The sequence below is a fragment of the Pantoea sp. FN0307 genome (assembly GCF_050113815.1).
Lineage (GTDB): Bacteria > Pseudomonadota > Gammaproteobacteria > Enterobacterales > Enterobacteriaceae > Mixta > Mixta alhagi.
In genome coordinates, this window is sequence record NZ_JBNJSO010000001.1 from 1,263,823 (window position 1) to 1,289,005 (window position 25,183).

The 25,183-nt window shown below is 55.3% G+C and carries 23 protein-coding genes; 12 read left to right on the plus strand and 11 right to left on the minus strand.

Annotation, left to right across the window (positions count from 1 at the left end; translation table 11 throughout):
* Positions 1 to 151 precede the first annotated feature (151 nt).
* The 4 genes from yjfF to ytfQ all read right to left on the minus strand — a co-directional run bounded on the left by yjfF (position 152) and on the right by ytfQ (position 4,694).
* Positions 152 to 1,144, minus strand: coding sequence for a galactofuranose ABC transporter, permease protein YjfF (yjfF, locus tag ACQE3Z_RS05905; RefSeq protein ID WP_426972666.1), 993 nt, complete (start codon positions 1,142 to 1,144; stop codon positions 152 to 154).
* Positions 1,137 to 2,156, minus strand: coding sequence for a galactofuranose ABC transporter, ATP-binding protein YtfT (ytfT, locus tag ACQE3Z_RS05910; RefSeq protein ID WP_426972667.1), 1,020 nt, complete (start codon positions 2,154 to 2,156; stop codon positions 1,137 to 1,139). Before ytfT ends, yjfF begins: the two co-directional genes overlap by 8 nt.
* Positions 2,149 to 3,666, minus strand: a complete 1,518-nt coding sequence (gene ytfR, locus ACQE3Z_RS05915; protein WP_426972668.1) for a galactofuranose ABC transporter, ATP-binding protein YtfR — start codon at positions 3,664 to 3,666, stop codon at positions 2,149 to 2,151. The genes ytfT and ytfR overlap by 8 nt, the downstream gene beginning before the upstream one ends.
* A 71-nt stretch (positions 3,667 to 3,737) precedes the next feature.
* The gene (gene ytfQ, locus ACQE3Z_RS05920) at positions 3,738 to 4,694 is read right to left on the minus strand and encodes a galactofuranose ABC transporter, galactofuranose-binding protein YtfQ (RefSeq protein ID WP_426972670.1); all 957 of its coding nucleotides are present in this window, start codon (positions 4,692 to 4,694) and stop codon (positions 3,738 to 3,740) included.
* 681 nt (positions 4,695 to 5,375) lie between these two features.
* Between ytfQ and ydgT the strand changes: the two genes are divergently transcribed.
* From ydgT to nth, 9 genes are all read left to right on the plus strand, one after another.
* Complete coding sequence (gene ydgT / locus ACQE3Z_RS05925; RefSeq protein WP_157130207.1) at positions 5,376 to 5,591, plus strand: transcription modulator YdgT; 216 nt, start codon at positions 5,376 to 5,378, stop codon at positions 5,589 to 5,591.
* Positions 5,592 to 5,701: 110 nt separating this feature from the next.
* Entirely contained in the window at positions 5,702 to 6,145 is a 444-nt protein-coding gene (locus ACQE3Z_RS05930) for a DUF2569 domain-containing protein (RefSeq protein WP_426972672.1), read from the plus strand.
* 125 nt (positions 6,146 to 6,270) lie between these two features.
* Positions 6,271 to 6,852 carry an electron transport complex subunit RsxA gene (rsxA, locus tag ACQE3Z_RS05935; protein WP_085071791.1) on the plus strand — a complete coding sequence of 194 codons (582 nt, stop codon included), beginning with the start codon at positions 6,271 to 6,273 and terminating at the stop codon, positions 6,850 to 6,852.
* A complete protein-coding gene (rsxB, locus tag ACQE3Z_RS05940) occupies positions 6,852 to 7,430 on the plus strand; it encodes an electron transport complex subunit RsxB (protein WP_426972673.1) in 579 nt (192 codons plus the stop codon). The genes rsxA and rsxB overlap by 1 nt, the downstream gene beginning before the upstream one ends.
* On the plus strand, positions 7,423 to 9,864 hold the full coding sequence (gene rsxC / locus ACQE3Z_RS05945; protein WP_426972675.1) for an electron transport complex subunit RsxC: 2,442 nt from the start codon (positions 7,423 to 7,425) through the stop codon (positions 9,862 to 9,864). The genes rsxB and rsxC overlap by 8 nt, the downstream gene beginning before the upstream one ends.
* Positions 9,865 to 10,920: an electron transport complex subunit RsxD gene (gene rsxD, locus ACQE3Z_RS05950; RefSeq protein WP_426972676.1), complete on the plus strand. Its 1,056-nt coding sequence runs from the start codon at positions 9,865 to 9,867 to the stop codon at positions 10,918 to 10,920.
* A gap of 3 nt (positions 10,921 to 10,923) precedes the next feature.
* Complete coding sequence (rsxG, locus tag ACQE3Z_RS05955) at positions 10,924 to 11,556, plus strand: electron transport complex subunit RsxG (protein ID WP_426972677.1); 633 nt, start codon at positions 10,924 to 10,926, stop codon at positions 11,554 to 11,556.
* Positions 11,549 to 12,238: an electron transport complex subunit E gene (locus ACQE3Z_RS05960; protein WP_250652599.1), complete on the plus strand. Its 690-nt coding sequence runs from the start codon at positions 11,549 to 11,551 to the stop codon at positions 12,236 to 12,238. The genes rsxG and ACQE3Z_RS05960 overlap by 8 nt, the downstream gene beginning before the upstream one ends.
* Positions 12,235 to 12,870, plus strand: a complete 636-nt coding sequence (nth, locus tag ACQE3Z_RS05965; RefSeq protein ID WP_426972679.1) for an endonuclease III — start codon at positions 12,235 to 12,237, stop codon at positions 12,868 to 12,870. The genes ACQE3Z_RS05960 and nth overlap by 4 nt, the downstream gene beginning before the upstream one ends.
* Before the next feature lie 162 nt (positions 12,871 to 13,032).
* Here nth and betA read toward each other — a convergent pair whose 3' ends face one another.
* From betA to betI, 3 genes are read right to left on the minus strand one after another with little or no spacing between them, the layout of a single operon-like run.
* Positions 13,033 to 14,718, minus strand: a complete 1,686-nt coding sequence (gene betA, locus ACQE3Z_RS05970; RefSeq protein WP_426972680.1) for a choline dehydrogenase — start codon at positions 14,716 to 14,718, stop codon at positions 13,033 to 13,035.
* Between the two features lie 42 nt (positions 14,719 to 14,760).
* Positions 14,761 to 16,221: a betaine-aldehyde dehydrogenase gene (gene betB, locus ACQE3Z_RS05975; protein WP_426972682.1), complete on the minus strand. Its 1,461-nt coding sequence runs from the start codon at positions 16,219 to 16,221 to the stop codon at positions 14,761 to 14,763.
* 11 nt (positions 16,222 to 16,232) lie between these two features.
* The gene (betI, locus tag ACQE3Z_RS05980) at positions 16,233 to 16,838 is read right to left on the minus strand and encodes a transcriptional regulator BetI (RefSeq protein WP_426972683.1); all 606 of its coding nucleotides are present in this window, start codon (positions 16,836 to 16,838) and stop codon (positions 16,233 to 16,235) included.
* Positions 16,839 to 17,000: 162 nt separating this feature from the next.
* On the opposite strand from betI, the gene betT reads away from it, so the two are divergent.
* From betT to gstA, 3 genes are all read left to right on the plus strand, one after another.
* Entirely contained in the window at positions 17,001 to 19,010 is a 2,010-nt protein-coding gene (betT, locus tag ACQE3Z_RS05985) for a choline BCCT transporter BetT (RefSeq protein WP_426972684.1), read from the plus strand.
* Between the two features lie 533 nt (positions 19,011 to 19,543).
* Positions 19,544 to 21,031 carry a dipeptide/tripeptide permease DtpA gene (gene dtpA, locus ACQE3Z_RS05990; protein ID WP_426972685.1) on the plus strand — a complete coding sequence of 496 codons (1,488 nt, stop codon included), beginning with the start codon at positions 19,544 to 19,546 and terminating at the stop codon, positions 21,029 to 21,031.
* A 125-nt stretch (positions 21,032 to 21,156) separates the two neighbouring features.
* Positions 21,157 to 21,762, plus strand: a complete 606-nt coding sequence (gstA, locus tag ACQE3Z_RS05995) for a glutathione transferase GstA (RefSeq protein ID WP_426972686.1) — start codon at positions 21,157 to 21,159, stop codon at positions 21,760 to 21,762.
* A gap of 55 nt (positions 21,763 to 21,817) precedes the next feature.
* On the opposite strand, the gene pdxY is transcribed toward gstA, so the two are convergent.
* The 4 genes from pdxY to ACQE3Z_RS06015 form a co-directional block, all read right to left on the minus strand.
* The gene (pdxY, locus tag ACQE3Z_RS06000; RefSeq protein ID WP_085071804.1) at positions 21,818 to 22,678 is read right to left on the minus strand and encodes a pyridoxal kinase PdxY; all 861 of its coding nucleotides are present in this window, start codon (positions 22,676 to 22,678) and stop codon (positions 21,818 to 21,820) included.
* Between the two features lie 57 nt (positions 22,679 to 22,735).
* Complete coding sequence (gene tyrS / locus ACQE3Z_RS06005) at positions 22,736 to 24,010, minus strand: tyrosine--tRNA ligase (protein WP_426972689.1); 1,275 nt, start codon at positions 24,008 to 24,010, stop codon at positions 22,736 to 22,738.
* A 132-nt stretch (positions 24,011 to 24,142) separates the two neighbouring features.
* Entirely contained in the window at positions 24,143 to 24,799 is a 657-nt protein-coding gene (pdxH, locus tag ACQE3Z_RS06010) for a pyridoxamine 5'-phosphate oxidase (RefSeq protein WP_426972691.1), read from the minus strand.
* A gap of 58 nt (positions 24,800 to 24,857) precedes the next feature.
* A complete protein-coding gene (locus tag ACQE3Z_RS06015; RefSeq protein WP_426972693.1) occupies positions 24,858 to 25,172 on the minus strand; it encodes an MliC family protein in 315 nt (104 codons plus the stop codon).
* Positions 25,173 to 25,183 lie beyond the last annotated feature (11 nt).

A 25,183-nucleotide genomic window follows, 5' to 3' on the forward strand; every position in this document is an offset into this window, starting at 1 on the left:
ATGACTTGGGTTCGGTGCATGCTGAAACCGGGTCGGAAATCCACTCCATAGTATGTTGTAACTAATTAATATTGTTAAAAAGCACACCACGTATGAACGGTAACCCCTGGCTGGCATGCCAAAGGATACCGTCAGACATGGTGCGCCATAGCTAGGGTTTTAGCGTAATACGCCTCACCGGTGCATTCTGCTGCCGATCCCATATCACTGTCAGCAGACGCTGGAGCGCGATAAAAGCAAACAGTAGAATGCCAATGGCGATTTTGGTCCACCATGAACTCAGGGTGCCGTCAAAATTAATCCAGGTCTGAATCAGTCCCTGAATCAGCACGCCAAACAGCGTGCCCAGCACGGTGCCTACCCCGCCGGAAAGCAGCGTGCCGCCAATAACGACCGATGCGATAGCATCCAGCTCCACGCCCATGCCCGCCAGCGCATAGCCCGCCGAGGTATAGAGCGAGAAAACAATCCCCGCCAGCGTTGCCAGTAAAGTGGAAAGCATGTAAACCTTCACGGTGGTGGCGCGGGTTGAAACGCCCATTAGCTGCGCCGAATGCATACTGCCGCCGATGGCATATACCTGATTGCCAAAGCGCGTACGATGCGCCAGCATAATTCCCAGCGCCACCACCATCAGCATGATTAACGCCATCAGGCTCAGCCGCCCTCCGCCCGGCATTTTCCACGCCATACTGGAAAGCGTGCTGTAAAGGGGATGATCAATCGGTATCGAACTTTCCGCGATCAGATAGCTACAGCCGCGCAAGAAAAACATCCCCGCCAGAGTAATAATAAATGCCGGGATCTTCAGCGCATCGATCAGCCATCCCATCAGCGCGCCGAAAGCGGCACCCGCCAGCAAAATAATGCTGAAAGCCAGCCAGGGGGAAAGATGGAGGTCGCCAATCGCTCTGGCAAGAAAAACGCCGGTAAAGGCGATCACCGCACCCACAGAGAGATCGATCCCGCCGGAGAGGATCACAAAGGTCATGCCGACGGCGACTATGCCAAGAAACGCGTTATCGGTAAGAATATTGCCAATCACGCGGGTAGAGGCGAAGCCGGGAAACTGTGTCAGACAAAACAGATAGCCCGTGACAAACACCAACAGCGTAATCATCAGGGGTAAATGACGTTTAAGCATTTTTGCCTCGCCGTTTCAGTAATTGCAGAAAACGCGGTGACTGCAGCAGCAGGACCGCCATCACCACCACCGCTTTGACGACTTGATTCAGCTCCGGCTGAAAGCCAGAAAGCAGAATGCCGGTATTCATCGCCTGAATAATCAGCGCGCCCAGCAGCGAGAGCCACAGATTAAAGCGCCCCCCCATCAACGAAGCGCCGCCGATCACCACAGCCAGAATCGCATCCAGCTCCAGCCATAATCCGGCATTGTTGGCATCGGCCCCGCGAATATCCGCTGCAACAATTAACCCGGCCACCGCCGCGCACAGTCCGCTAATCACATAGACAGACATCACTACCAGCCAGCCGTTGACGCCAGCGTTACGTGCGGCGCGCAAATTAATGCCCACGGCTTCGATAAACAGCCCCAGCGCGGTTTTACGCGTTAGCAGCCAAACCAACAGCGCGACGATCGCAGCGATCCACACCGGCACCGGCAACAGCGCAAACGCGCCATTACCGATCCAGCCCAGCGCGTCGCTGTCAAAGGTCACGATTTGCCCCTGGGTAATCAGCTGAGCAATCCCGCGCCCGGCCACCATCAGGATCAGGGTGGCAACAAACGGTTGGATCTTCAGTAGCGCCACCAGAATGCCATTCCACAGGCCACACAGCGCGCCGCTGGCCAAGGTGGCCAGAATAATCACCGGCAAACTATGCCCCGCTACCGTTAAGGTTGCTGCCGTGGCACCGGCAATCGCCATAATTGCGCCCACGGAAAGATCGATGCCCCCGGTGGCGATCACCAGCGTCATGCCGATGGCCAGCAGTGCAACCGGCACTGCGCGGTTAAGTATGTCAACCGGGCTGCCAAACAGTCGCCCATCCTGCAAATGCAGCGCAAAAAAGTTTTGTGCTACCAGACTGTCGACCAGCAGCACCAGAATCAACGCCGCCAGCTGTGGCATACCAGGGGGGAATTTACGCTTCTGCATCACGGGTTTCTCCGATAACAGGTGGCTTTCAGGCATGTTGAGTTCCTCCATCCGCAATTGCGCTGACGATCGCCGCCACCGACAGTTTCTCCAGCGGAATTTCCGCGACCTGCTGTCGATCGCGCAAGATCACCACGCGATCGGCGTAACCCACCAGCTCTTCCAGCTCTGAAGAGATCACCAGTAGCGCCAGCCCGTCAGCGCAAAGCGTCTCGATCAGGCGAATAATTTCCGCATGTGCGCCAACGTCAATGCCACGCGTTGGCTCATCAAGAATCAAAAACTGGGGTCGGGTGACCAGCCAGCGCGAAAGCAGTACCTTTTGCTGATTACCGCCTGAGAGCAGCTCAACAGGCTGATCGTCGCTGGGTGTACGAATACCCAGCTGGCGAATAAAACGCTGGGCGATCTCACTCTGTTCACGATCGCTGATTGGACGCAGCCAGCCCCGCTGCGCCTGTAGCGCCAGAATGATATTTTCCCGGACCGAAGCGGCACCGATGATACCGTCGGTTTTACGATCTTCGGGACAGAATCCCATGCCAAGTCGCGAAGCCTGCGCCGGACTACGGATATTTTGCTTTTTACCGCGGATAATGGCCGTACCGCTATCGGGACGGCGAATGCCAAACAGCAGTTCAGCTGTCTCAGTACGGCCCGATCCTAATAGCCCCGCCAGCCCCACCGCTTCGCCGGGGCGCACCTGCAGATCAAACGGCTCAACCACGCCCTTCTTACCGTAATGATGAAATTCCACTACCGGTTTTTCACTGCGCAGCGTGCGTCCGGCACGCTGTAGCGCCGTTTGCAGCAGGTCGCGGCCCAGCATCAGTTTAATCAGCTCCAGCTGGGATAGCGTATGGGTGTCACGGGTAGCGATATATTGCCCGTTACGCAGTACGGTAATGCGATCGCAGACGCGATAAACCTGGTCAAGGAAGTGCGTGACAAAGATCAGGCTCATGCCTTTGGCTCTGAGCTGATTCATCAAGGTAAACAGCATTTCAACTTCGCTGGCATCAAGGCTGGCGGTGGGCTCATCCAGGATCAGCACCTGAGCAGAGAGATCTACCGCACGGCAGATAGCGATAATTTGCTGCATCGCCACAGAGTAGTGCCCCAGCGGGCGGTTAACATCCAGCTCGAAACCATAACGATTAAGCAGGCTGCGGGCCTCCCTGACCATTCTCTTTCGATCAACCATCCCGAAGCGGCGCGGCTCGCGCCCGATAAACAGATTATCCGCCACCGACATGTTCGGCAGCAAATTGACCTCCTGATAAACGGTACCGATCCCTGCCTGCTGCGCCTGCGCGGTATTGCGCGGCGCTATCGGCTGACCATCCAGGATAATCTCACCGGCGTCACGCTGATAAACGCCGGTCAGTACTTTAATCAGGGTTGATTTTCCCGCTCCGTTTTCGCCCAGCAGCGCCATGATCTCTCCACGCCCCAGGCTAAAAGAGACATTATCCAGCGCCTTTACGCCGGGAAAGAATTTGCTGACGCCACGAATATCCAGCAGCCGATCGGTTTGCTCGTTCATAATGCGCCTCGGTAGATAAGAAGGTCGGCGCAGGCAGCGATGCCTGGCCGACAGCAGGGGTTAAGCTCGCCTTAATAGCCCATATCTTTTTTCTTATCGAGCTCGCTTTGTGCATCAGCAGGCAGCCAGAGCGTAGTCACGGTTTTAATCACTTTTGGCGGTACGGTGCCGTTCTGCTTGAATTTCTCCAGCGCGTCAAATGCCGGGCCAGCCATATTCGGCGTTAACTCAACGTTGGCGTTGGCTTCGCCTGCCAGCATCGCTTTATAAATATCGGGTACGCCATCAATCGAGCCGGTGAGAATATCTTTGCCCGGTTTTAATCCGGCTTCTTTAATAGCCTGAATCGCGCCGATCGCCATATCGTCGTTGTGCGCATAAACCATGCAGATATTTTTCCCGTTATTTTCCGCCTTAATAAAGCTTTCCATCACTTCTTTACCTTTGCTACGGGTAAAGTCGCCGGACTGCGAACGAATTATTTTGATCCCCGGCGTATTGGCGATCGCTTCAGCGAAGCCTTTTTTGCGATCGATAGCCACACTGGCCCCTACCGTTCCCTGCAGCTCCACAACGTTACAAGGCTTGCCGTTCATCTGTTTTACCAGCCAGTCGCCGATTAGCCGACCCTCCAACACATTGTCCGCCGTGACCACTGACATATAGAGTGACGGATCTTTCACTACGATAGCGCGGTCAAGCAGGAACACCGGGATCTCCGCATCCCTGGCTTCTTCCAGTACTGGTTCCCAACCTGTTTGCACCACCGGCGCAATAAAGATGGCGTCTACGCCCTGCGCAATAAACGAACGTACCGCCTTGATCTGGTTTTCCTGTTTCTGCTGACCATCGGCAATTTTCAGGGTGATGCCACGCTTTGCCGCCTCGCTTTTCGCTACGCTGGTTTCAGCGGCGCGCCAGCCTGATTCAGAGCCAACCTGGGAAAAGCCAACGGTTAAATCTGCCGCCAGCACCGGCGCGGCGAGCGCAGCGCTCACCATGGCTGAGATAAGTAAACGCTTCCACATAATATTTATTCCTCTGATGGGATTCAGATGTTCAGGTACAAAAGCCCCTACAGCCTGGCCGATTCGGCTACGTCAGATTTGGATATACTTCACAAAATTCAATTAATTAAATGAGTTAACTGTTTCATGTTTGATAATTTTCTGTGGGCAATATGGACAATTTACCTGAAGTTGAATGGCGAGACTGTTAAATAAATGTAATAAAGAAAAGCGCTTAGCGCACCCATCTTTGGAACCGATTACAAAGTCGTGTAAACTTCAGTCGTCAGCGTTAACGCCAGATTCGGGCAGTTAAATAATGGTTTTGTGATGATTCGCACAATGCAGGAGTGCGTGATTTTTAGCAAAAATGTTAACAATTAAGGCGCAAATGGCCAGAATGTAAGAATATAGAGGTTTATTGTGACAGAGGATCTGTCACTTTTTCCTTATATGACAACTCTGTAGTTAAATATTATTTATTAGGAAAAATCCTAGCCCTCGCTTCATTTCTGGTAATAAGTCGCTGCGTAATCGTTTGCGATAATAAAAAAGCCGATCAAAGGTTAAGTTTGAATCTTAACTCTTTCTGAACAGCGCTATTTTCTGAATTTAACCAATTTTTATCCGGCAGGATCTGGACAGATGGCGCGGCCTCTCTATACTGAGTCGCTCATTCTTCTTTCCATAATTATGGTTATTATGACAGCGCAAGATTACCTGTTAAAATTTCGTAAAGTGAATACCTCTGAAAGTCTGGAAAAATTATTTGATCATCTTAATTACTCGCTGACTGACGATCGGGAATTAATGAATATGTACCGCGCTGCCGATCATCGTCGTGCAGAGCTGGTTTCCGGCGGACGGTTATTTAATTTAGGCGAAGTGCCTAAGTCGGTTTGGCGCTACGTGGTTTAATCCTGCCTGTTTCCTTCCGCTTCTTTCCCCTATAATGCCCGGTCCAACAGGCGTGATTCGCTTGGACAACGCCTGTCTCACGCCTCCGTTTCTGCTGTAAGGAATGCATTATGTCATTAACCTCTTCCCCGCCGCGTCCTGGCGGCTGGCTACTGCTGCCGCTCGCCTGGCTGATTGTGACCCTGATAACCAGTGCGCTGGTCGTGGTGATGTATATTAGCGCCCTGTTTAATCCCGCGTGGCGCGAACTGCTGTTCAGTCATGACCATACGTTTCTTTTACAGTGGGGATTATCGCTGGCAACTTCGCTGGCCGTATGGTGTTACAGCGCCTGGGTAACGTGGATTTTCTGTTTGCGCTCGCGGCGCCTGCCACGTCATTATGTTATCTGGCTGCTGTTAACGGTGGTGCTGGCTTTGAAAACCTTCGCCTTTTCGCCGGTCACCGATGGCGCGGCGGTGCGCTCTTTGCTGATCGCTTTGCTGGCGGCGGCGGTACTGGTGCCCTATTTCAGACGTTCCCGACGGGTAAAAGCGACGTTTATCGCGCCCTGAGCGCCATGAAAATTACTTTAAATTTAATCCTGAGTGCTTTTGCTGCTTTTTTAACGGCGCGGTGCCGTTGTGATAGCGTCGGGAATATTTGATAATAAGCGGCTTTTATTACTCCGGGCGAAACGATGACCGATTACCTGCTTCTTTTTGTTGGCACCGTGCTGGTGAATAACTTCGTTCTGGTGAAGTTTCTCGGCCTTTGCCCGTTTATGGGCGTCTCCAAAAAGCTGGAAACGGCGATAGGCATGGGGCTGGCGACCACCTTTGTGATTACGCTGGCCTCAATTTGCTCCTGGCTGGTGAACCATCTGATTCTGTTGCCGCTGGATCTCGTTTACCTGCGTACGCTCTCCTACATTCTGGTGATTGCGGTAACCGTACAGTTCACCGAAATGGTGGTGCGTAAAACCAGTCCGCCGCTTTATCGTCTGCTGGGTATTTTTTTGCCGTTGATTACCACCAACTGTGCGGTGCTGGCGGTGCCTCTGCTGAGCGTTAACCTCAACCATACCTTTTTGCAGGCGGCGCTCTATGGCTTCAGCGCTTCGCTGGGCTTTTCGCTGGTAATGGTGTTATTTGCCGGGATGCGCGAGCGTCTGGTGTTGGCTAACGTGCCGGCGCCGTTCAAAGGTTCTTCTATTGCCCTGATTACCGCTGGCCTGATGGCGCTGGCGTTTATGGGCTTCTCTGGTCTGGTGAAATTCTGATGTCCGCTATCTGGATAGCTGTTATTGCAATTAGCGCCCTGGGCCTGATTTTTGGCGGGCTGCTGGGCTACGCTTCGCGCCGCTTCAAAGTAGAAGCGGACCCCATCGTGGAACAAATCGACGCAACTCTGCCGCAGAGCCAGTGCGGGCAGTGCGGTTACGCCGGCTGCCGCCCTTATGCCGAAGCGGTCGGCAACAATGGCGAGGCGATCAATAAATGCGCCCCCGGCGGTGAGCAAACCATGCTGAAACTGGCAGAGCTACTGAATGTTGAGCCGCAGCCGCTGGATGGCGTTGCCAGCGTCAAAGAGCCGGTACGCACCGTTGCCTGGATCGACGAGGCCAACTGTATTGGCTGTACCAAGTGCATTCAGGCCTGTCCGGTAGATGCTATTGTCGGCGCCACCCGTGCCATGCACACCGTGCTAAGCGATGTGTGTACCGGCTGCGACCTTTGCGTCGCCCCCTGCCCGACCGACTGTATTGAAATGCGCCCGGTTGCCACCACGACAGCCAACTGGAAATGGGATCTGCACACTATCCCTGTTCGGGTTATTCCTGTGGAACATCATGCTTAACCTTCTGAATCTATTCCGTAAAGATAAAATCTGGGATTTCGACGGCGGCATTCATCCGCCTGAAATGAAAACCCAGTCAAACGGCACGCCGCTGCGTCATCTGCCGCTGGCGGACCGCTTTATTATCCCGCTGAAACAACACATCGGCCATGAAGGCGAACTCTGCATTAAGCCAGGCGACAAGGTGCTGCGCGGCCAGCCGCTGACATTCGGCAATGGTCGAATGCTGCCGGTACATGCGCCCACTTCCGGCACGGTAGAGGCGATTGGTCCGCATATGACTGCGCATCCTTCCGGGCTGGCTGAGATCTCTGTATTTATCATTCCTGACGGTGAAGATCGCTGGATTGAGCGCCAACCGCTGACCGATTATCGCCAGCTGCCGCGTGAAGAGCTGATAAAACGTATTCATCAGGCAGGCGTGGCAGGTCTTGGCGGTGCAGGCTTCCCTACTGCAACCAAGTTAAAAGGCGGGCTTAACAGCACTCGTACGCTGATTATTAACGCCGCCGAATGTGAACCCTATATCACTGCCGACGATCGGCTGATGCAGGATTGTGCCGATGAGGTGCTGGAAGGCAGCCGTATTCTTGCCTGGGTGTTGCAGGCGGAACGCGTACTGATCGGCATTGAGGACAATAAGCCAGAAGCGATTGCCGCCCTGAAGCGTGCGCTGGGCAACAGCACCGATCTGCAACTCCGCGTGATCCCTACCAAGTACCCTTCCGGCGGTGCAAAACAGTTAACTAAAATTCTTACCGGCAAAGAGGTTCCACACGGCGGGCGCTCTTCTGATATTGGCGTGCTGATGCAAAATGTCGGCACCGCCTGGGCGGTTAAGCGCGCCATTATCGACGGCGAGCCGCTAACCGAACGCGTGGTGACCCTGACTGGCGAAGCGGTGACGCAGCCCGGTAACGTCTGGGGACGTCTTGGTACCCCCGTCAGCCATTTGCTGCATCAGGCGGGTTTCCAGCCGCAGCCGCAGCAGATGGTGATTATGGGCGGTCCGCTGATGGGCTTTACCCTGCCCGCGCTGGATGTGCCGGTAGTAAAAATCACCAACTGTCTGCTGGCACCCTCTGCCAGCGAGATGGGCGCGCCCCAACAGGAACTCTCCTGTATTCGCTGCAGCGCCTGCGCTGATGCCTGTCCGGCGAATCTGCTGCCGCAACAGCTCTACTGGTACAGCCAGGGGGGCGATCATGACAAAGCGCGGGCTTATCATATTGACGATTGCATTGAGTGCGGCGCCTGCGCCTGGGTTTGTCCCAGTAATATCCCGCTGGTGCAGTATTACCGTCAGGAAAAAGCAGAACTGCGCGCTATCGATCTGGAGGCGAAGCGTACCGCTGAGGCCAAAGCGCGTTTTGAAGCGCGCCAGGCGCGTCTTGAGCGTGAAAAGCTGGAGCGCGAAGCGCGTCATACCCAGGCGAAACGCCGGGTCAGCGCCAGCGAGCAGAATGAAATCGCCGCCGCGCTTGAGCGCGTGAAGGCCAGGAAAGCAGCCGAAACTGTTGAAGTGCAAGCCGGACAGGAACCTGACAACGCTGCGGTTATTGCGCAACGCGAAGCGCGTAAGGCGATGGCCCGCGCCCGTCAGGCGGAAAAACAGGCGGAAACCGAGCCGCTGTCGCGTCAGGCAGGCGATCCGCGCAAGGCGGCAGTGGAAGCCGCTATCGCTCGCGCCAAAGCGAAAAAAGCGCAGGCGGCAGGCGTCGCGCGGTCAGAAGCTGAGAATGACATGAATGCGGAAAGTCACAGCGTGCCAGCGACCGATGCGACCTCTCCGGTTGCCGACGCCGCCACGCCGGTCGATCCGCGCAAGGCAGCGGTAGAAGCCGCCATTGCCCGCGCCAAAGCGAAAAAAGCGGCACAGGCACAGGCCGCCAGCGCTGATGCGCCAGGCGTTGACGGGCAGCCGCAACGTCTCCCGGCGGCTGACGAAGCGCCGGTCGATCCGCGCAAGGCAGCGGTGGAGGCTGCCATTGCCCGCGCCAAAGCGAAGAAAGCGGCACAGGCGCAGGCCGCCAGCGCTGATGCGCCAGGCGTTGACGGGCAGCCGCAACGTCCCCCGGCGGCTGACGAAGCGCCGGTCGATCCGCGCAAGGCAGCGGTGGAGGCTGCCATTGCCCGTGCCAAAGCGAAAAAAGCGGCACAGGCGCAGGCCGCCAGCGCTGATGCACCAGGCGTTGACGGGCAGCCGCAACGTCTTCCGGCGGCTGACGAAGCGCCGGTCGATCCGCGCAAGGCAGCGGTAGAAGCCGCCATTGCCCGTGCCAAAGCGAAAAAAGCACAGCAACAGCAGCAACAGCAGGCGGACAACAACATGGAAACGGATACGGATGCGGATGCGCGCCGTAAGGCTGCCGTTGCCGCCGCCGTTGCCCGCGCCAAAGCGCGTAAAGCACAGCAGCAGAGCCTTGAGGATTAAATGTTTCGTATTGCAAGCTCCCCTTATACGCATAACCATCGCGCCACCAGCCGCATTATGCTGCTGGTGCTGCTGGCCGCCGTACCGGGCATCATTGCCCAGTGCTATTTCTTTGGCTATGGCAACCTTATTCAGATAGCGCTGGCGGCGCTGACGGCCTGGGGCACCGAGGCGGCCATTTTACATCTGCGTAAACAGCCGGTATTGGTAAACCTGAAAGATCACTCCGCCCTGCTGACCGCGGTGCTGCTGGGCATTAGCCTGCCGCCGCTGGCTCCCTGGTGGCTGATCGTTATTGGCACTGCCTTTGCCATTATCATCGCCAAGCATCTATATGGCGGGCTGGGACAAAACCCGTTTAACCCGGCGATGATCGGTTATGTGGTGCTGTTAATCTCCTTCCCGGTGCAGATGACCAGCTGGCTACCGCCACAGGCGCTGCAATCCGTCACGCCCGGCCTGGCTGACTCGCTGAGCATGATCTTTACGCATCACACGCTGGCAGGCGATACCATGCAACAGCTGCAGCTGGGAGTGGACGGCATTAGCCAGGCAACCCCACTGGATAATTTTAAAACCGGCCTGCGCGCCGGCCACAGCGCCGATCAGCTGCTGGCCCAGCCGATCTACAGCGGCGTGCTTGCCGGCCTCGGCTGGCAATGGGTAAATGCGGCTTTTCTGCTGGGCGGGCTGTTTCTGCTGGCGAAAGGCACTATCCGCTGGCATATTCCGTTGAGCTTTCTGCTTGCGCTGCTGCTCTGCGCCACGCTGGGCTGGCTGTTTTCTCCCGCTACGCTGGCGTCGCCGATGATTCATCTCTTTTCCGGCGCAACCATGCTGGGCGCGTTTTTTATCGCAACCGATCCGATTACCGCCTCCACGACCAATAAAGGCCGCCTGCTTTATGGCGCACTGATTGGTCTGTTGGTCTGGCTAATCCGTAGTTTTGGCGGCTATCCGGATGGCGTTGCCTTTGCGGTGCTGCTGGCGAATATCTGCGTGCCACTGATTGATTACTATACCCAGCCGCGCGTATACGGCCACCGCAAGGAGTAAAGCATGCTGGATACCATACGTAAAAATGGCGTAAGGCTGGCGCTGTTTGCCGCTGTAACCACCGGCCTGACCGCAGTGATCAATACGGTTACCAGGCCGACTATTGCTCACCAAACCGCAGTGCAGCAAAAAATCCTGCTGGATCAGGTGGTGCCGCCTGAAAAATATAATAACGTAATGCAGGATGAATGTTACGTTGTCACCGATAGCGCGTTAGGCAATGACAAGCCCCACCGTTTATACGTGGCGCGTAAAGACGATCGCCCGGTCGCAGCAGCGCTGGAAACCACCGCGCCAGACGGCTATTCCGGCGCGATCCAGATGCTGGTTGGCGCCGATTTCCATGGCAAAGTACTGGGCGTACGGGTGGTTGAACATCATGAAACGCCAGGCCTGGGCGATAAAATCGATCTGCGCATTTCCGACTGGATCACGGCTTTTAGTGACGTGCAACTGAACGGCGCACAGGATACCCATTTCGCGGTAAAGAAAGATGGCGGTGATTTCGATCAGTTTACCGGCGCGACCATTACCCCACGTGCAGTGGTTAACGCGGCTAAACGCGCTACGCTGCTTATAGAAACTCTGCCAGAAAAAATTTCTGCGCTACCCGTTTGTGGAGACGCTAATGAGTGAAGCTAAAAATTTATTAATCGGCGGCCTGTGGAAGAACAACTCTTCGCTGGTGCAGCTGCTGGGCCTCTGCCCGCTGCTGGCCGTGACCTCCACTGCTACCAACGCGCTGGGGCTGGGGCTGGCGACCACGCTGGTGCTGACCATCACCAACAGCGCTATCTCCGCCTCGCGCCGCTGGGTGCCGTCGGAAATCCGTATTCCTATTTACGTTATGATCATCGCCTCGGTGGTGAGCTGTGTGCAGATGCTGATTAACGCTTACGCTTACGGCCTGTATCAGTCGCTGGGGATCTTTATCCCGCTGATTGTTACCAACTGCATTGTAGTGGGACGCGCGGAGGCGGTCGCCTCAAAAAGTTCTGTGCCGCTGTCGGCGCTGGATGGCTTTGCCATCGGTATGGGTGCCACCTGCGCGATGTTCGTGCTGGGCTGCCTGCGTGAAATTATTGGCAACGGTACAATTTTTAACGGTGCCGATCAGCTGCTGGGCAGTTGGGCGAAAGTGTTGCGCATCGAAGTCGTACATTTCGATTCGCCAATGCTGCTGGCGATGCTGCCACCGGGCGCCTTTATTGGCCTCGGTATGCTGCTGGCGGCCAAATATATCATCGATCAGAAATTGAAGGCGCGTGCCGCCGCGCAGCAGAGCCTTGCACAGGAACCAGCCGGGAAAGCGGTGTGAATAAAGAAAAACGCTATCAGATTCTGTCACGACTGCGGGATAACAATCCTCATCCCACAACCGAGCTACAGTTTAACTCCCCTTTTGAGCTGCTGATTGCGGTGCTGCTCTCGGCGCAGGCCACCGATGTCAGCGTCAATAAGGCAACGGCGAAGCTCTATCCGGTCGCCAATACGCCCGCAGGGATGCTGGAGCTCGGCGTCGAGGGCGTAAAGCAGTACATTAAAACCATCGGCCTGTTTAACAGCAAAGCGGAAAACGTGATCAAGACCTGCCGCATACTGCTGGAGCAGCATAATGGCGAAGTGCCGGAAGATCGCGCCGCGCTGGAAGCCCTGCCCGGCGTTGGGCGTAAAACCGCCAACGTGGTGCTGAACACCGCCTTTGGCTGGCCGACAATCGCCGTGGATACCCATATTTTCCGCGTCTGTAACCGTACCAATTTTGCGCCTGGCAAGAACGTTGAGCAGGTAGAAGAGAAGCTGCTAAAAGTGGTGCCCGCTGAATTTAAAGTGGATTGCCACCACTGGCTGATTTTACACGGACGTTATACCTGCATTGCCCGTAAACCGCGCTGCGGCTCCTGCCTGATTGAAGATCTGTGCGAATATAAAGAGAAAGTCGAGCTCTGAAACGTTGTGTTTTGTGCCAAATCACCTGCTGACAGGCAGGCATTGCAATCGGGTTTACTGGAGAGCGGGCTTCCTGAGTACAGGATGCCTGACCGCTTTCTTCTTTATAAAAAAGGCCAGTCAGCCTGAACTGACTGGCCCGGTGATGCTGGCCGGCTTTGCTTACGCGCTTTCCTGCGCATCCGCCTCGGCTATTTCCTGTTCGCGCTGCAGGCGGTAATAGTCCGCCTGCGATGGCGTGAGCGGCTGTTTGCCACGGATCAAGTCGGAGATTTTTTCAGCGATCATTACCGTTGGCGCGTTCAGGTTACCGGTGGTGATTTGCGGCATGATCGAGGCATCCACTACGCGCAACCGCTGCAGACCATGTACCCGTCCTTCACTGTCTACCACGTCCATTTCACCGTAACCCATCGCGCAGCTGCCGCAGGGGTGGTAAGCAGTTTCCGCATGCTCGCGGATAAAGGCGTCGATCTGATCGTCGCTCTGCACTGCGATGCCCGGCTGGATTTCCGCGCCACAGTAGGGCTCAAGCGCCGGCTGACGCATGATCTCGCGCGTCAGCCGCACCGCCGCGCGAAACTCCACCCAGTCGCGCTTTTCTGACATATAGTTGAAAAAGATTGACGGCGCGTCATAAGGATCTTTTGACTTGAGTTTAATACGCCCGCGGCTCATGGAACGCATCGGCCCGACGTGCGCCTGGAAACCATGCTCTTTAACCGGGCTGCTGCCGTTATAGTTAATTGCCACTGGCAGGAAGTGATATTGCAGATCCGGCCATTCCGGATGTTTATCGCTGCGGATAAAACCGCCCGCTTCAAACTGATTGCTGGCGCCGATGCCGGTTCCTTTCAGCAGCCACTCGGCACCGATTGCCGGCTGGTTCCACCATTTCAGTGCGGGATAGAGAGAAATGGGCTCTTTACAGCGAAACTGCATATAGATTTCCAGATGATCCTGCAGATTACGCCCTACGCCCGGCAGCGCATGCACTACATCAATATCCAGTTCGCGCAGCCACTCTTCCGGCCCCACGCCGGAGCGCTGCAGGATCTGCGGCGAGGCGATGGCGCCCGCGCACAGCAACACTTCTCGCCGTGCGCGGGCCTGCTGACGCGCGCCCTTGCGCAGCCAGGTTACGCCGCTGGCGGTTTTACCCTCAAACAGAATACGATCGGTTTGCGCATGGGTAATAATCGTCAGGTTTGAACGCTGTTTTGCCACGTCAAGATAGCCGCGCGCGGTGCTGGAGCGACGTCCCTGTGGCGTAACGGTGCGATCCATCGGCCCGAAACCCTCCTGGCGATAGCCGTTCAGATCGTCGGTTTCAGGGTGTCCTGCCTGTTTTGCCGCCTCGATAAAGGCGCGATAAAGCGGATTATTGCCGGTTTTCGGCGTGGTTACGCTCAGATAGCCTTCGCCGCCATGATAGTCGTTTTCGCCGATATCACGCTTTTCCGCCCGGCGGAAATAGGGCAAACAGTGCAGATAAGACCAGCTCTCCAGCCCCGATTTTTTTGCCCAGCCATCGTAATCCAGCGCGTTGCCGCGAATGTAACACATACCGTTGATTAACGAGGAGCCGCCCAGCCCTTTGCCGCGTCCACACTCCATCCGGCGATGGTTCATATGGGGTTCAGGATCGGTTTCGTAGGCCCAGTTATAGCGTTTACCCTGTAACGGATAAGCCAAAGCGGCTGGCATTTGGGTACGGAAGTCCCAGCGGTGATCGCGTCCGCCTGCTTCCAGTAACAGTACCGATACGTCAGCATCCTCGGTAAGGCGCGTCGCCAGCACATTTCCCGCTGAACCAGCACCAATAATAATGTAATCAAATTCCTGCATTAAACCTCCAGAATCCGGCGGCCTGCGCCGCCGGTGTATGCATTAAAACGCTGACGGGTAGTCGCCCAGCTCAATCAGCACGGATTTGGTGCGGGTATAGTGCTGCAGCGTATCGATGCCGTTTTCACGACCTACGCCAGACTGCTTATAGCCGCCAACCGGCATCGGGGCCGGGGACTCTCCCCAGCTGTTAACCCAGCAGATGCCTGCTTCCAGCTGATGGATCACGCGGTGTGCCCGGTTCAGCGACTGGGTAAAAATGCCGCCCGCCAGACCGTAGCCGGTGGCGTTAGCACGCTGAATCACCTCGTCTTCGTGGTCAAAGACCAGAATGCTCATAACCGGGCCGAAGATCTCTTCCTGTACGATGCGCATCTCATCATCACAGTCGCTGAATACCGTGGGTTCTACGTAGTAACCCGCAGCCAACTCGCCTTCCGTAATGCGCTGCCCGCCCGCCAGCAGGCGCGCGCCCTCCTCTTTGCCCAGCTGCAGGTAAGAGACCACTTTTTCACAGTGCTGTGCGCTGACCAGCGGACCGAAATTCACCGCCGGATCGCGCGGGTCGCCGGTTTTAATACGGGCCATTTTCTCCAGCAGACGCTGTTCAAATGCCGACAGCAGTGAGCGCTGAACGAAAACGCGCGTGCCGTTGGTACAAACCTGACCGCTGCTATAAAAATTGGCCATCATGGCGCCATCAACGGCGCGCTCCAGGTCAGCGTCATCAAACACAATCAGCGGTGACTTACCGCCCAGCTCCATGGTGACCTCTTTCAGGTTCGCCAGCGCCGCATCCGCCATCACTCGTTTGCCGGTGTTCACTTCACCGGTAAACGAGATTTTTTCGATGTCGGGATGCTGGCTCAGCGCCTGACCGACCTCGGCAGCCCCCTGCACCACGTTAAATACGCCGTCCGGCAGGCCCGCTTCGCTATAGATTTTGGCCAGTTCCAGCGCGCTTAAGGGCGTGACCTCGCTGGGTTTAAACACCATCGCATTACCGGCAGCCAGCGCGGGCGCGCTTTTCCAGAGCGCGATCTGAATCGGATAGTTCCATGCGCCAATCCCGGCGCAGACGCCCAGCGGCTCGCGGCGGGTGTACACCAGCGCGCTGTCGCGCAGCGGGATCTGCTCACCCTGCAACGCAGGCGCCAGGCCTGCGTAATACTCCAGCACATCAGCGCCGGTCACAATATCCACAGCGGCCGTTTCGCTAATCGGCTTACCGGTGTCGGCAGTTTCCAGCTCAGCCAGTGCCTGATTGCGTTCCCGCAGCAGCGCAACCGCCTTCAGCAACACGCGACTACGCTCAACCGGCGTATAGCTGCGCCAGATACGCTGTCCAGCCTGGGCGCTGGCCACGGCGCGATCCACATCCTCACGGCTGGCGGCGCTGATTTCCGCCAGCACCTTGCCGTTAGCGGGGTTGACGCTGGTAAAAATTGCGCCCTGACCCTGCTCTTCGCAACCGTTAATATAGTTTCCGCGGCGTTCAGCCATGATTCCTCCTGTTAATGCGGGTTCTGCTCCGGCGACCGTAGCCAGAGCGCGAGATTCTGATAACAGAGCGTTCGGGCCCGTCGGAGCCCATCTTCGATGGACTCTGACGATAACGTCATGCGCAGCCACAATCCGTCAATAATTGCCGCCATGCTGCTGCCCGCCGCTCGCGCCTGCTCGCGCGGCATGGCGCGGGCAAACTGAGCGGTCAGATTCGACCACAGCCGCCGATCGTTGATGCTTTGCAGGCGCTGTAGCCTGGGCTGATGCAAACTGTTCGTCCAGAACACCAGCCAGGTTTTTAATACCGGAGCATCAACCTGCGAAAGGTCAAAGTTGCCGTCGATGATGGCGCGTATCTGCGCCTCCGGCGTATCCGGCACCTGACGTCTTTGTCGCTCTACCGCCAGGTAGAGATCGGCCAGTATCTGCCGCATGCAGGCGTCCAGCAGGCCATTTTTGTCGCCAAAATAGTGGCTGACGATGCCGGTCGAGACACCCGCCTCTTTGGCAATAACCGCAATGCTGGCTTCCGCCAATCCTACCCGATCGATTACCGTCAGGGTCGCTTTGATTAGCTGCGCCTGGCGTATGGCTTTCATTCCGACTTTTGGCATCGTGCTGTCACTTTTCACCACTAAAGTCTCTATAGGCTAGCTTTTTTATATTGAACGTTCAATCAATAAAACCTACTATCTATAACAAATGGATAACAAAACCTTGAACTTTACAGGGGCTTTCAGGCAGGGATGATTCACTTAATTTGATGGGGAGCTTGCATGCCGGGGTCACAAGACCGAGATACCATTCAATCCGTTACGCTTAACCGCGCAGTGTTTTATGGCGCTGCGCTGATCATTGTGCTTTTTTCCTCTTGCGTACTCGCCTTTCCTGAACAGGCGAGCCTGATACTGGGTAAGGCGCAAACCTGGGCTTCCGCCACCTTCGGCTGGTATTACATGCTGGTGGTGGCTTTTTATCTGGGCTTTGTGCTGTTTGTCGCCCTTTCCCGCTATGGCGATATCAAACTGGGCCCGGATCACGCGACGCCCGATTTCAGCTATGGCAGCTGGGCAGCGATGCTATTTTCCGCCGGCATCGGTTCCGAGTTGCTGTTTTTTGGCGCTTCAGAGCCGCTGGATCACCTGCTGCTGCCGCCGGAAGGGGTTGCAGGCTCCGCCCAGGCGGCGCGCGACGGCATGGTGCTGACCATGATGCACTGGGGTTTGCACGGCTGGGGCATTTATACGCTGGTGGCGATGGCGTTGGCCTATTTTGCCTATCGTCATAATTTGCCGCTGGCGCTGCGATCCGCGTTTTATCCGCTGATTGGCGATCGTATCAACGGCCCTGTGGGCCATGCGGTCGACATATTCGGCATCGTCGGCACTATGTTTGGCCTGGCAACCAGTCTGGGCATCGGCGTAATGCAGATTAATTCCGGCATTAGCTTTTTAACCGGCATCGCGCAGAGTCATACTATGCAGGTGATTCTGATTGTAGTGGTAATGGGTGCTGCGACCCTTTCCGCCGTCAGCGGCGTCGATAAAGGCATTCGTCGGATGTCGGAGCTGAATATGCTGCTGGCACTGCTGATGTTCTTTTTTGTGCTGTTTGCCGGACCAACAAGCCATCTGCTGAACACGCTGGTGCAAAACTTCGGCGACTATTTTACCAGCCTGCCGCGTAAAACTTTCGATCTCTACGCCTACGGCAATAGTGGTAAAGAGCGCTGGCTGGGCAGCTGGACGGTGTTTTACTGGGCCTGGTGGATTGCATGGTCGCCGTTTGTCGGCATGTTTATCGCGCGTATTTCCCGTGGCCGTACTCTGCGCGAATTTGTTATTGGCGTGCTGCTGATCCCGATGGGCTTTACGCTGGCCTGGCTGTCGGTATTCGGCAACAGCGCGCTGAGTTTCTTCCAGCATGGAATGAAACAGCTGGGCGATATTGCTCTGAGCGAGCCGGCGATGGCGGTTTACCATATGCTCTCCAGCTATCCGCTGGCGACGCCGCTTATTGTGCTGGCGGTAGCCATCTGCTTTATCTTTTTTGTAACCTCAGCCGACTCCGGCGCGCTGGTGGTGGCTAATCTCTCCTGCACCGGCGACAGCAGCAGCGATGCGCCCAACTGGCTGCGAATTTTCTGGGCAGCGGCGGTCTGTATGCTCACGCTTTCTCTGCTGTTTGCCGGCGACTATACCTCGTTGCAAACCGCAGTGGTGCTGAGCGCCTTGCCCTTTTCTCTGGTACTGGTGCTGTTTGTGGTGGCGATGTATCGTGCGCTGCATCATGAAAAACAGCGCGATCGCAGCCGCTCGTTGGCCATTGCCTCACCGCTGCTTAACGGGCGTTATCGTCCGGGCCATACCAGCAGCTGGCGTCGACGCCTGAACCGGGCTATCTCTTATCCGGGACGCGATATGGTTTATCGTTTTATGGATGAGACGGCGCGTCCGGCGCTGAGTAAGGTCGTTGAGGTCCTGGAAGAGAAAGGTTTACAGGTGGAAAGCGATCTGTCGCCGCAGGATTTTTCAATGAGCATTCGCGTCGAACACGGCGAGGAAGCGCCTTTTGTATACGGCGTGCAGATGCAGGGTTACAGCACCCCGTCCTTTATGCGTCGCGGCGGTAATTTACCTACTGCCAGCCGCTATTATCGTGCAGAAGTCCATTTATGGGAGGGCAGCCAGGAATATGACCTGGTGGGTTATACCGAAGAGCAGATAATTAACGATATTCTGGATCACTATGAGCGACATCTGCAGTTCCTGCATTTAATTCGCTAATCTGTATCTTTAGCCGGGCATAATAGTGTTATGCCCGGCTTTTATAGTTTATTAATTCATCACCACTTATTTTGAATCCTGAATTAATCGGTTAAATTGTGATCCCGTTCACATCTTGAAGCTGCTTAATTTCCACCGTTGTGCAACCCTCTATAAACATTGATAAAATTTTCACTAAAAGCGTTTTATTAGCGATTTATTCTGCGTTTTTAGTGAATTTTTGCGTGTCATAAGGTTAATAGCGTTACCAGAAAACAATCGCCCTTCAGCCCTGCCCCTCAGGTTAAAATGACATATTGTTCCGTCAATAAATTACCAAATAGTACTTAACACTATTTAACACGCTTAACTCTTGCTGTTAACCCTATGCGCTAAGGCTGGGATAGCAAATAAAAAAACACTTGCCACTCGTGGCGGGATAAGAGAAATTAACCGCCGTTTTTTCAGATTTTATTACAGAACCGCGCGCAGGTTTCGCCAGCGACGCAGTCTTATTTCCTGATGAAAATCAGGTTGAAACAACAGAGGTAACAGTGTCTACAGCAAACAAACACACTGACAAGGCGGCAAGCCTTAATGCGTTCAAACAACCAAAAGCGTTTTATCTGATCTTTTCTATCGAACTTTGGGAACGTTTCGGTTACTACGGTCTGCAAGCCATTATGGCGGTCTATCTGGTTAAACAGCTGGGTATGTCCGAATCTGACTCCATCACGCTTTTCTCATCGTTCAGCGCGCTGGTTTACGGCCTGACCGCTATCGGCGGCTGGCTGGGGGATAAAGTGCTCGGCACCAAACGTGTGATCGTGCTTGGTGCGCTGGTGCTGGCGGTAGGTTACAGCCTGATTGCCTGGTCAGGGCATGATGTGTCAATGGTCTATATCGGCATGGCTACCATCGCCATGGGTAGCGGCCTGTTTAAAGCTAACCCATCTTCGCTGCTTTCCACCTGCTATGACAAAGATGACCCGCGTATCGACGGCGCTTTCACCATGTTTTATATGTCGATCAACGTGGGCTCGCTGGTTTCAATGATGCTGACGCCATGGCTGGCGGCGCGCTACGGCTGGAGCGTGGCCTTTGCCCTTTCCGTGGTCGGCCTGGCAATCACGGTTATTAACTTCCTGCTGTGTCAGAAAATGGTGAAAGACTATGGTTCTAAACCCGATTTCGCGCCGCTGAATATCGGTAAACTGCTGGTAACGCTGGTCGGCGTAGTGGTGCTTATTTCTATCGCCACCTGGCTGCTGCATAATCAGTTTATTGCCCGCATCGTCCTGGGCGTGATTGCGCTGGGCATTCTGCTGGTCTTCGCGAAAGAAGCATTCGCCTTGAAAGGCGCGGCGCGTCGCCGCATGATTGTTGCTTTCCTGCTGATGGTCGAAGCGATTGTGTTTTTCGTACTCTATATGCAGATGCCGACCTCGCTTAACTTCTTCGCCATTCGTAACGTAGAACACAGTATTCTGGGCATTGCTTTTGAACCTGAGCAGTATCAGGCGCTGAACCCGTTCTGGATCATGGTAGCCAGCCCAATCCTGGCCGCCGTCTATAACAAAATGGGCGACCGCCTGCCGATGCCGCATAAGTTTGCTATTGGTATGGTGCTTTGCTCTGGTGCCTTCCTGGTGCTGCCGCTGGGCGCAAGCTTCGCCAATCAGTTAGGCATCGTATCCGTTAGCTGGCTGATCCTGAGCTATGGGCTGCAAAGTATCGGTGAACTGATGATTTCCGGACTGGGTCTGGCAATGGTTGCTCAACTGGTGCCGCAGCGTCTGATGGGCTTTATTATGGGCTCCTGGTTCCTGACCACCGCTGGTGCCGCCATGATTGCCGGTAAGGTTGCTAACCTGATGGCAGTCCCGGAAGGCATCAACGATCCGCTGCAGTCGCTGCAAATCTACAGCGATGTGTTCCAGAAGATCGGTATCGCCACCGCAGTTATCGCCGTGCTGATGCTGCTGACCGCGCCGATCCTGAACCGCATGACTATCGATCATGATGCACCTAAACAGCCATAAGCGGCTGGTGTGATGCATAAAAAAGCCGTCCTCGTGACGGCTTTTTTTATTGTTTTTTTACGCTGACATTTGCCAAAGCCCGCAGTAGGATGAGGCTCACCCCCGCATGCAACAAGGAGCATTGTATGAAACTGTTCAGTAAAGCCGGTGCCTGTTCCCTCTCTCCCCATATCATCCTGCGCGAGTGCGGCCTTGATTTCACCCAGGTGAATGTCGATTTAGCCAGCAAAAAAACCGAGCGCGGCGAAGACTATTGGCAGATCAATCCCAAGGGGCAGGTTCCGGCCCTGGAACTGGATGATGGCACGCTGCTCACTGAAGGCCCGGCTATTGTACAATATCTGGCCGATTTAAAGCCCGATCGTCAGTTGCTGGCGCCAGCCGGAAGCCTGACACGCTACCATACGCTGGAATGGCTGAACTATATCGCCACTGAGCTGCATAAAGGCTTTACCCCGCTGTTCCGCCCCGATACGCCAGAAGAGGTTAAGGTGCAACAGCGTCAGCAGCTGGATCGCAAATTCCGCTACGTTAATGATGAGCTGCAGGATAAACAGTGGCTGGTGGGTTCGCGCTTTAGCGTGGCGGATGCCTATCTCTTTGTTGTCTTGCGCTGGGCAAACGCGGTGCAGCTAGACCTGAGCACGCTGGAAGCGTTGTCGGCCTGGCAGGCGCGCGTGGCTGAACGACCCGCCGTGATTGCCGCATTGAAAGCGGAAGGCCTGGCCTGATATCGAACGGGACGCTGTCGCGTCCCGCTATTTTTCTTTTTCGTCTGTTGGCCGCTTAAAGTTTCTCAGCGACAAAATGCTGCTGTGGTTGCGCAATCAAATCCTGGGCCGCCACCAGCTGTAGTTCATATTCGCCCATCTCATGGGTTTTCAGCATCACCTCATACACCGCTGCGGTGATATGCTCCAGCGACTGCTTCAGCGTTTCGCCCTTTAACAAATTCACCAGCAGTAAGCCGCTGGTTAAATCGCCAACGCCTACCGGCTGTCTGACGCCAAAATCGATCAGGGGACGGCTGATATGCCAGGCTTCCTGGGCCGTAACCAGCAGCATCTCAAAACGATCGCTGCGACGTCCGGCGCGCGCCAGATGTTTAACCAGCACAATTTTTGGCCCTTGCGCAATCAGCTTGCGTGACACTGTCACCGCCTCATCGACTGATGTCACGCTGCTGCCGCTGAGCATCTCCAGCTCCAGCAGGTTCGGCGCAATGATATCGCTGGCAGGCAGCGACGCTTTGCAGTGAAACTCCGCCACGCCCGGTGCCACGATGCAGCCCTTTTCCGGATGTCCCATCACCGGATCGCAGAAGTACCAGGCGTCGGGATTGGCCTGTTTGACCTGGCGTACAATCTCCAGAATCTGTTCACCCTGCTCGGCAGACCCGAGATAGCCGCTCAGCACCGCATCGCAGGTTTTTAAGCGATCGATATTGGCAATGCCCTTCACGATATCGGTCAGATGTGAAGCCGGCATAACGGTGCCGGTCCAGTGCCCGTATTGCGTATGGTTGGAAAACTGAACGGTATTTAACGGCCAGACGTTCGCGCCCATACGACGCATCGGGAATTCCGCCGCGCTGTTGCCGGCATGACCAAAAACTACGTGAGACTGAATAGCGAGAATATTTTTCATGTTAAACCTTGCACAGCCCTGCCAAAAAATAAGGCCGGTCGAACCGGCCTTTTATCTTTATTTCCAGCACACCAGACAATAGTGCTTCTTACCGCGACGCAGCAAGGTATAACGACCAAACAACCTGTCGCTGTCGCTGAAGCGGTATTCCGCATCAGACTGTTTTTCACCGTTAACCGTAACCGCGTTAGAATTGATCATGGTGCGCGCCTGGCCGCGGGACGGCACCAGTTCCGCATTAACCAGCGCCTGCTGCAGATCGGCGTCGGCCTCCAGCGTAATGGTCGGCATGCCGTCCTGCGCCAGCTGTGCGAAATCTGCTTCGGTCATCTCGCTCAGGCTGCCGGAGAAGAGGCTTTGCGTGATACGCTGCGCCGCAGTCAGCCCCTCTTCGCCATGCACCAGACGGGTAACCTGTTCAGCCAGCACATACTGAGCGCGCGGCGCTTTGCCGCTGTTTTTATCTTCTTCTTCCAGCGCATTGATCTCTTCAATGCTCATAAAGGTGAAGAATTTCAGGAAGCGATAAACGTCCGCATCGGCGGTGTTGATCCAGAACTGATAGAATTTGTACGGGCTGGTTTTCGCGGCGTCCAGCCATACCGCGCCGCCTTCCGTTTTGCCAAATTTCGTGCCGTCAGACTTGGTGATCAACGGTACGGTCAGGCCAAACACCTGATTTTGATGCAGACGACGCGTCAAATCGATGCCGGAAGTGATGTTACCCCACTGATCGGAGCCGCCAATCTGCAGCGCCACGCCGTAGCGTTCGTTCAGGCAGGCAAAATCGTAACCCTGCAGCAGATTGTAGGAGAACTCGGTAAAGGAGATGCCCTGATCTTCGCGATTCAGACGCTGCTTCACCGCCTCTTTGTTAATCATCTGGTTAACAGAGAAGTGTTTGCCAATATCACGCAGGAAAGTCAGCACGTTCATGCTGCCGAACCAGTCGTAGTTGTTGGCCGCAATAGCGCTGTTTTCACCACAGTCGAAATCCAGGAACGGGGCGACCTGTTTGCGGATTTTATCTACCCATTCATTTACGGTTTCAGTCGTGTTCAGCTTGCGCTCTGCCGCTTTAAAGCTGGGATCGCCAATCAGACCGGTGGCTCCGCCCACCAGCGCAACCGGTTTATGTCCCGCATCCTGGAAGCGTTTCAGACAAAGCAAAGGTACCAGATGGCCCAAATGCAAGCTATCGGCAGTGGGATCAAAGCCGCAATAGAGAGCGATTGGCCCTTGCGCCAGTCTCTCTGCTAACGCATCCTCGTCCGTTACCTGGGCGATCAGGCCCCGCTCTTGCAATTGTTTAATCAGGTTACTGCTGGTCATTAAAGACTCCATGTTGTAACGACTGCACCTATGCTGGTACACAGCTTTCCGCTGACGTGCGGAGAAATGAAGGCCTATAGAATAAAGCGCTGCTGTCGCCAGCGCCAGCGCCTCAGGCGGATATTTAGTGAATCAGGGCGCCAGCCGATCGATTTTCCAGCGCTCGCCGTCGCGCTGATAGAAAAAGCGATCGTGCAGCCGGTTCTCGCCGCCCTGCCAGAACTCCATTGCGTCGATTTTTATGCGAAATCCGCCCCAGAAACTGGGCAGCGGCACCTCGCCCTGACTGAATTTCTGTTTCAGCTCAAGAAATTTACTTTCCAGTACCCCGCGCGCTGAAATGCGGCTGGACTGCTGCGAAACCCAGGCACCAATTTGGCTATCACGCGGACGGCTGTGGAAATATTTCACCACCTCCAGCGTCGACAGCTTTTCTACCTGGCCCAGCACCATCACCTGACGCTCCAGAAAATGCCAGGGAAACAGCAAACTCACGCGCGGATTTTCAGCCAGCTGCTGCGCCTTACGGCTGCCCAGGTTGGTATAAAAAATCATGCCGCGCTCATCGTAATGCTTAAGCAACACAATGCGTTGATAAGGCTGACCCTGCGCATCAACCGTCGCCACGCACATCGCGGTGGGATCGGGCAGCCGGGCATCGCACGCCTGACGCAGCCACTGTTCAAATAAGGCCAGCGGCTGCTCAGGCAGATCCTTACGACGCAGACCGCCGCGGGTATATTCACGGCGCAAATGGGCTATCTGTTGCAAACTCTCATTGTCACTCATAACCGGATCCAACCATAGCAATAGGGTGCCGCTATTGTGCTATTCACCCTGATAATATTCAACGCGCAGGCGCGTGCTGCAGCTGGCAATCATTGACAATAATGCGCTGATTACGCTCGATAAACGCACTGTTGCCCTTTGACCAGAAACGGTAGGTACCGTCGCTGTAAATCACGCCGGAAGCGGATTGCTGCTCAGTCAGCGTGAGCGGCTGGCCGTCCATAATAAAATGCGCCTGCTGTTGCGCGATTTTAACCGTCAGCGGCAGCGTGCCACACAGATAGTGTAACGTCTGCTCTTGCGGCTGATGTTTGCCAAACAGGCCACAGCCGGAAAGCAGCATGATCGGAATCAGTATCAGATACTTGTGCATGCGATCTCCTT

Bases quoted from the DNA above. Each gene is read 5' to 3' on its own strand.
- rsxG (WP_426972677.1), top strand. From the start codon at position 10,924: ATGCTGGATACCATACGTAAAAATGGCGTAAGGCTGGCGCTGTTTGCC.
- rsxD (WP_426972676.1), top strand. From the start codon at position 9,865: ATGTTTCGTATTGCAAGCTCCCCTTATACGCATAACCATCGCGCCACC.
- pdxH (WP_426972691.1), bottom strand. From the start codon at position 24,799: ATGAGTGACAATGAGAGTTTGCAACAGATAGCCCATTTGCGCCGTGAA.
- ACQE3Z_RS05960 (WP_250652599.1), top strand. From the start codon at position 11,549: ATGAGTGAAGCTAAAAATTTATTAATCGGCGGCCTGTGGAAGAACAAC.
- ACQE3Z_RS05930 (WP_426972672.1), top strand. From the start codon at position 5,702: ATGTCATTAACCTCTTCCCCGCCGCGTCCTGGCGGCTGGCTACTGCTG.
- ytfR (WP_426972668.1), bottom strand. From the start codon at position 3,666: ATGAACGAGCAAACCGATCGGCTGCTGGATATTCGTGGCGTCAGCAAA.
- ytfT (WP_426972667.1), bottom strand. From the start codon at position 2,156: ATGCCTGAAAGCCACCTGTTATCGGAGAAACCCGTGATGCAGAAGCGT.
- betA (WP_426972680.1), bottom strand. From the start codon at position 14,718: ATGCAGGAATTTGATTACATTATTATTGGTGCTGGTTCAGCGGGAAAT.
- ACQE3Z_RS06015 (WP_426972693.1), bottom strand. From the start codon at position 25,172: ATGCACAAGTATCTGATACTGATTCCGATCATGCTGCTTTCCGGCTGT.
- gstA (WP_426972686.1), top strand. From the start codon at position 21,157: ATGAAACTGTTCAGTAAAGCCGGTGCCTGTTCCCTCTCTCCCCATATC.
- betT (WP_426972684.1), top strand. From the start codon at position 17,001: ATGCCGGGGTCACAAGACCGAGATACCATTCAATCCGTTACGCTTAAC.
- rsxA (WP_085071791.1), top strand. From the start codon at position 6,271: ATGACCGATTACCTGCTTCTTTTTGTTGGCACCGTGCTGGTGAATAAC.
- pdxY (WP_085071804.1), bottom strand. From the start codon at position 22,678: ATGAAAAATATTCTCGCTATTCAGTCTCACGTAGTTTTTGGTCATGCC.
- ytfQ (WP_426972670.1), bottom strand. From the start codon at position 4,694: ATGTGGAAGCGTTTACTTATCTCAGCCATGGTGAGCGCTGCGCTCGCC.
- rsxB (WP_426972673.1), top strand. From the start codon at position 6,852: ATGTCCGCTATCTGGATAGCTGTTATTGCAATTAGCGCCCTGGGCCTG.
- rsxC (WP_426972675.1), top strand. From the start codon at position 7,423: ATGCTTAACCTTCTGAATCTATTCCGTAAAGATAAAATCTGGGATTTC.
- tyrS (WP_426972689.1), bottom strand. From the start codon at position 24,010: ATGACCAGCAGTAACCTGATTAAACAATTGCAAGAGCGGGGCCTGATC.
- yjfF (WP_426972666.1), bottom strand. From the start codon at position 1,144: ATGCTTAAACGTCATTTACCCCTGATGATTACGCTGTTGGTGTTTGTC.
- ydgT (WP_157130207.1), top strand. From the start codon at position 5,376: ATGACAGCGCAAGATTACCTGTTAAAATTTCGTAAAGTGAATACCTCT.
- betI (WP_426972683.1), bottom strand. From the start codon at position 16,838: ATGCCAAAAGTCGGAATGAAAGCCATACGCCAGGCGCAGCTAATCAAA.
- betB (WP_426972682.1), bottom strand. From the start codon at position 16,221: ATGGCTGAACGCCGCGGAAACTATATTAACGGTTGCGAAGAGCAGGGT.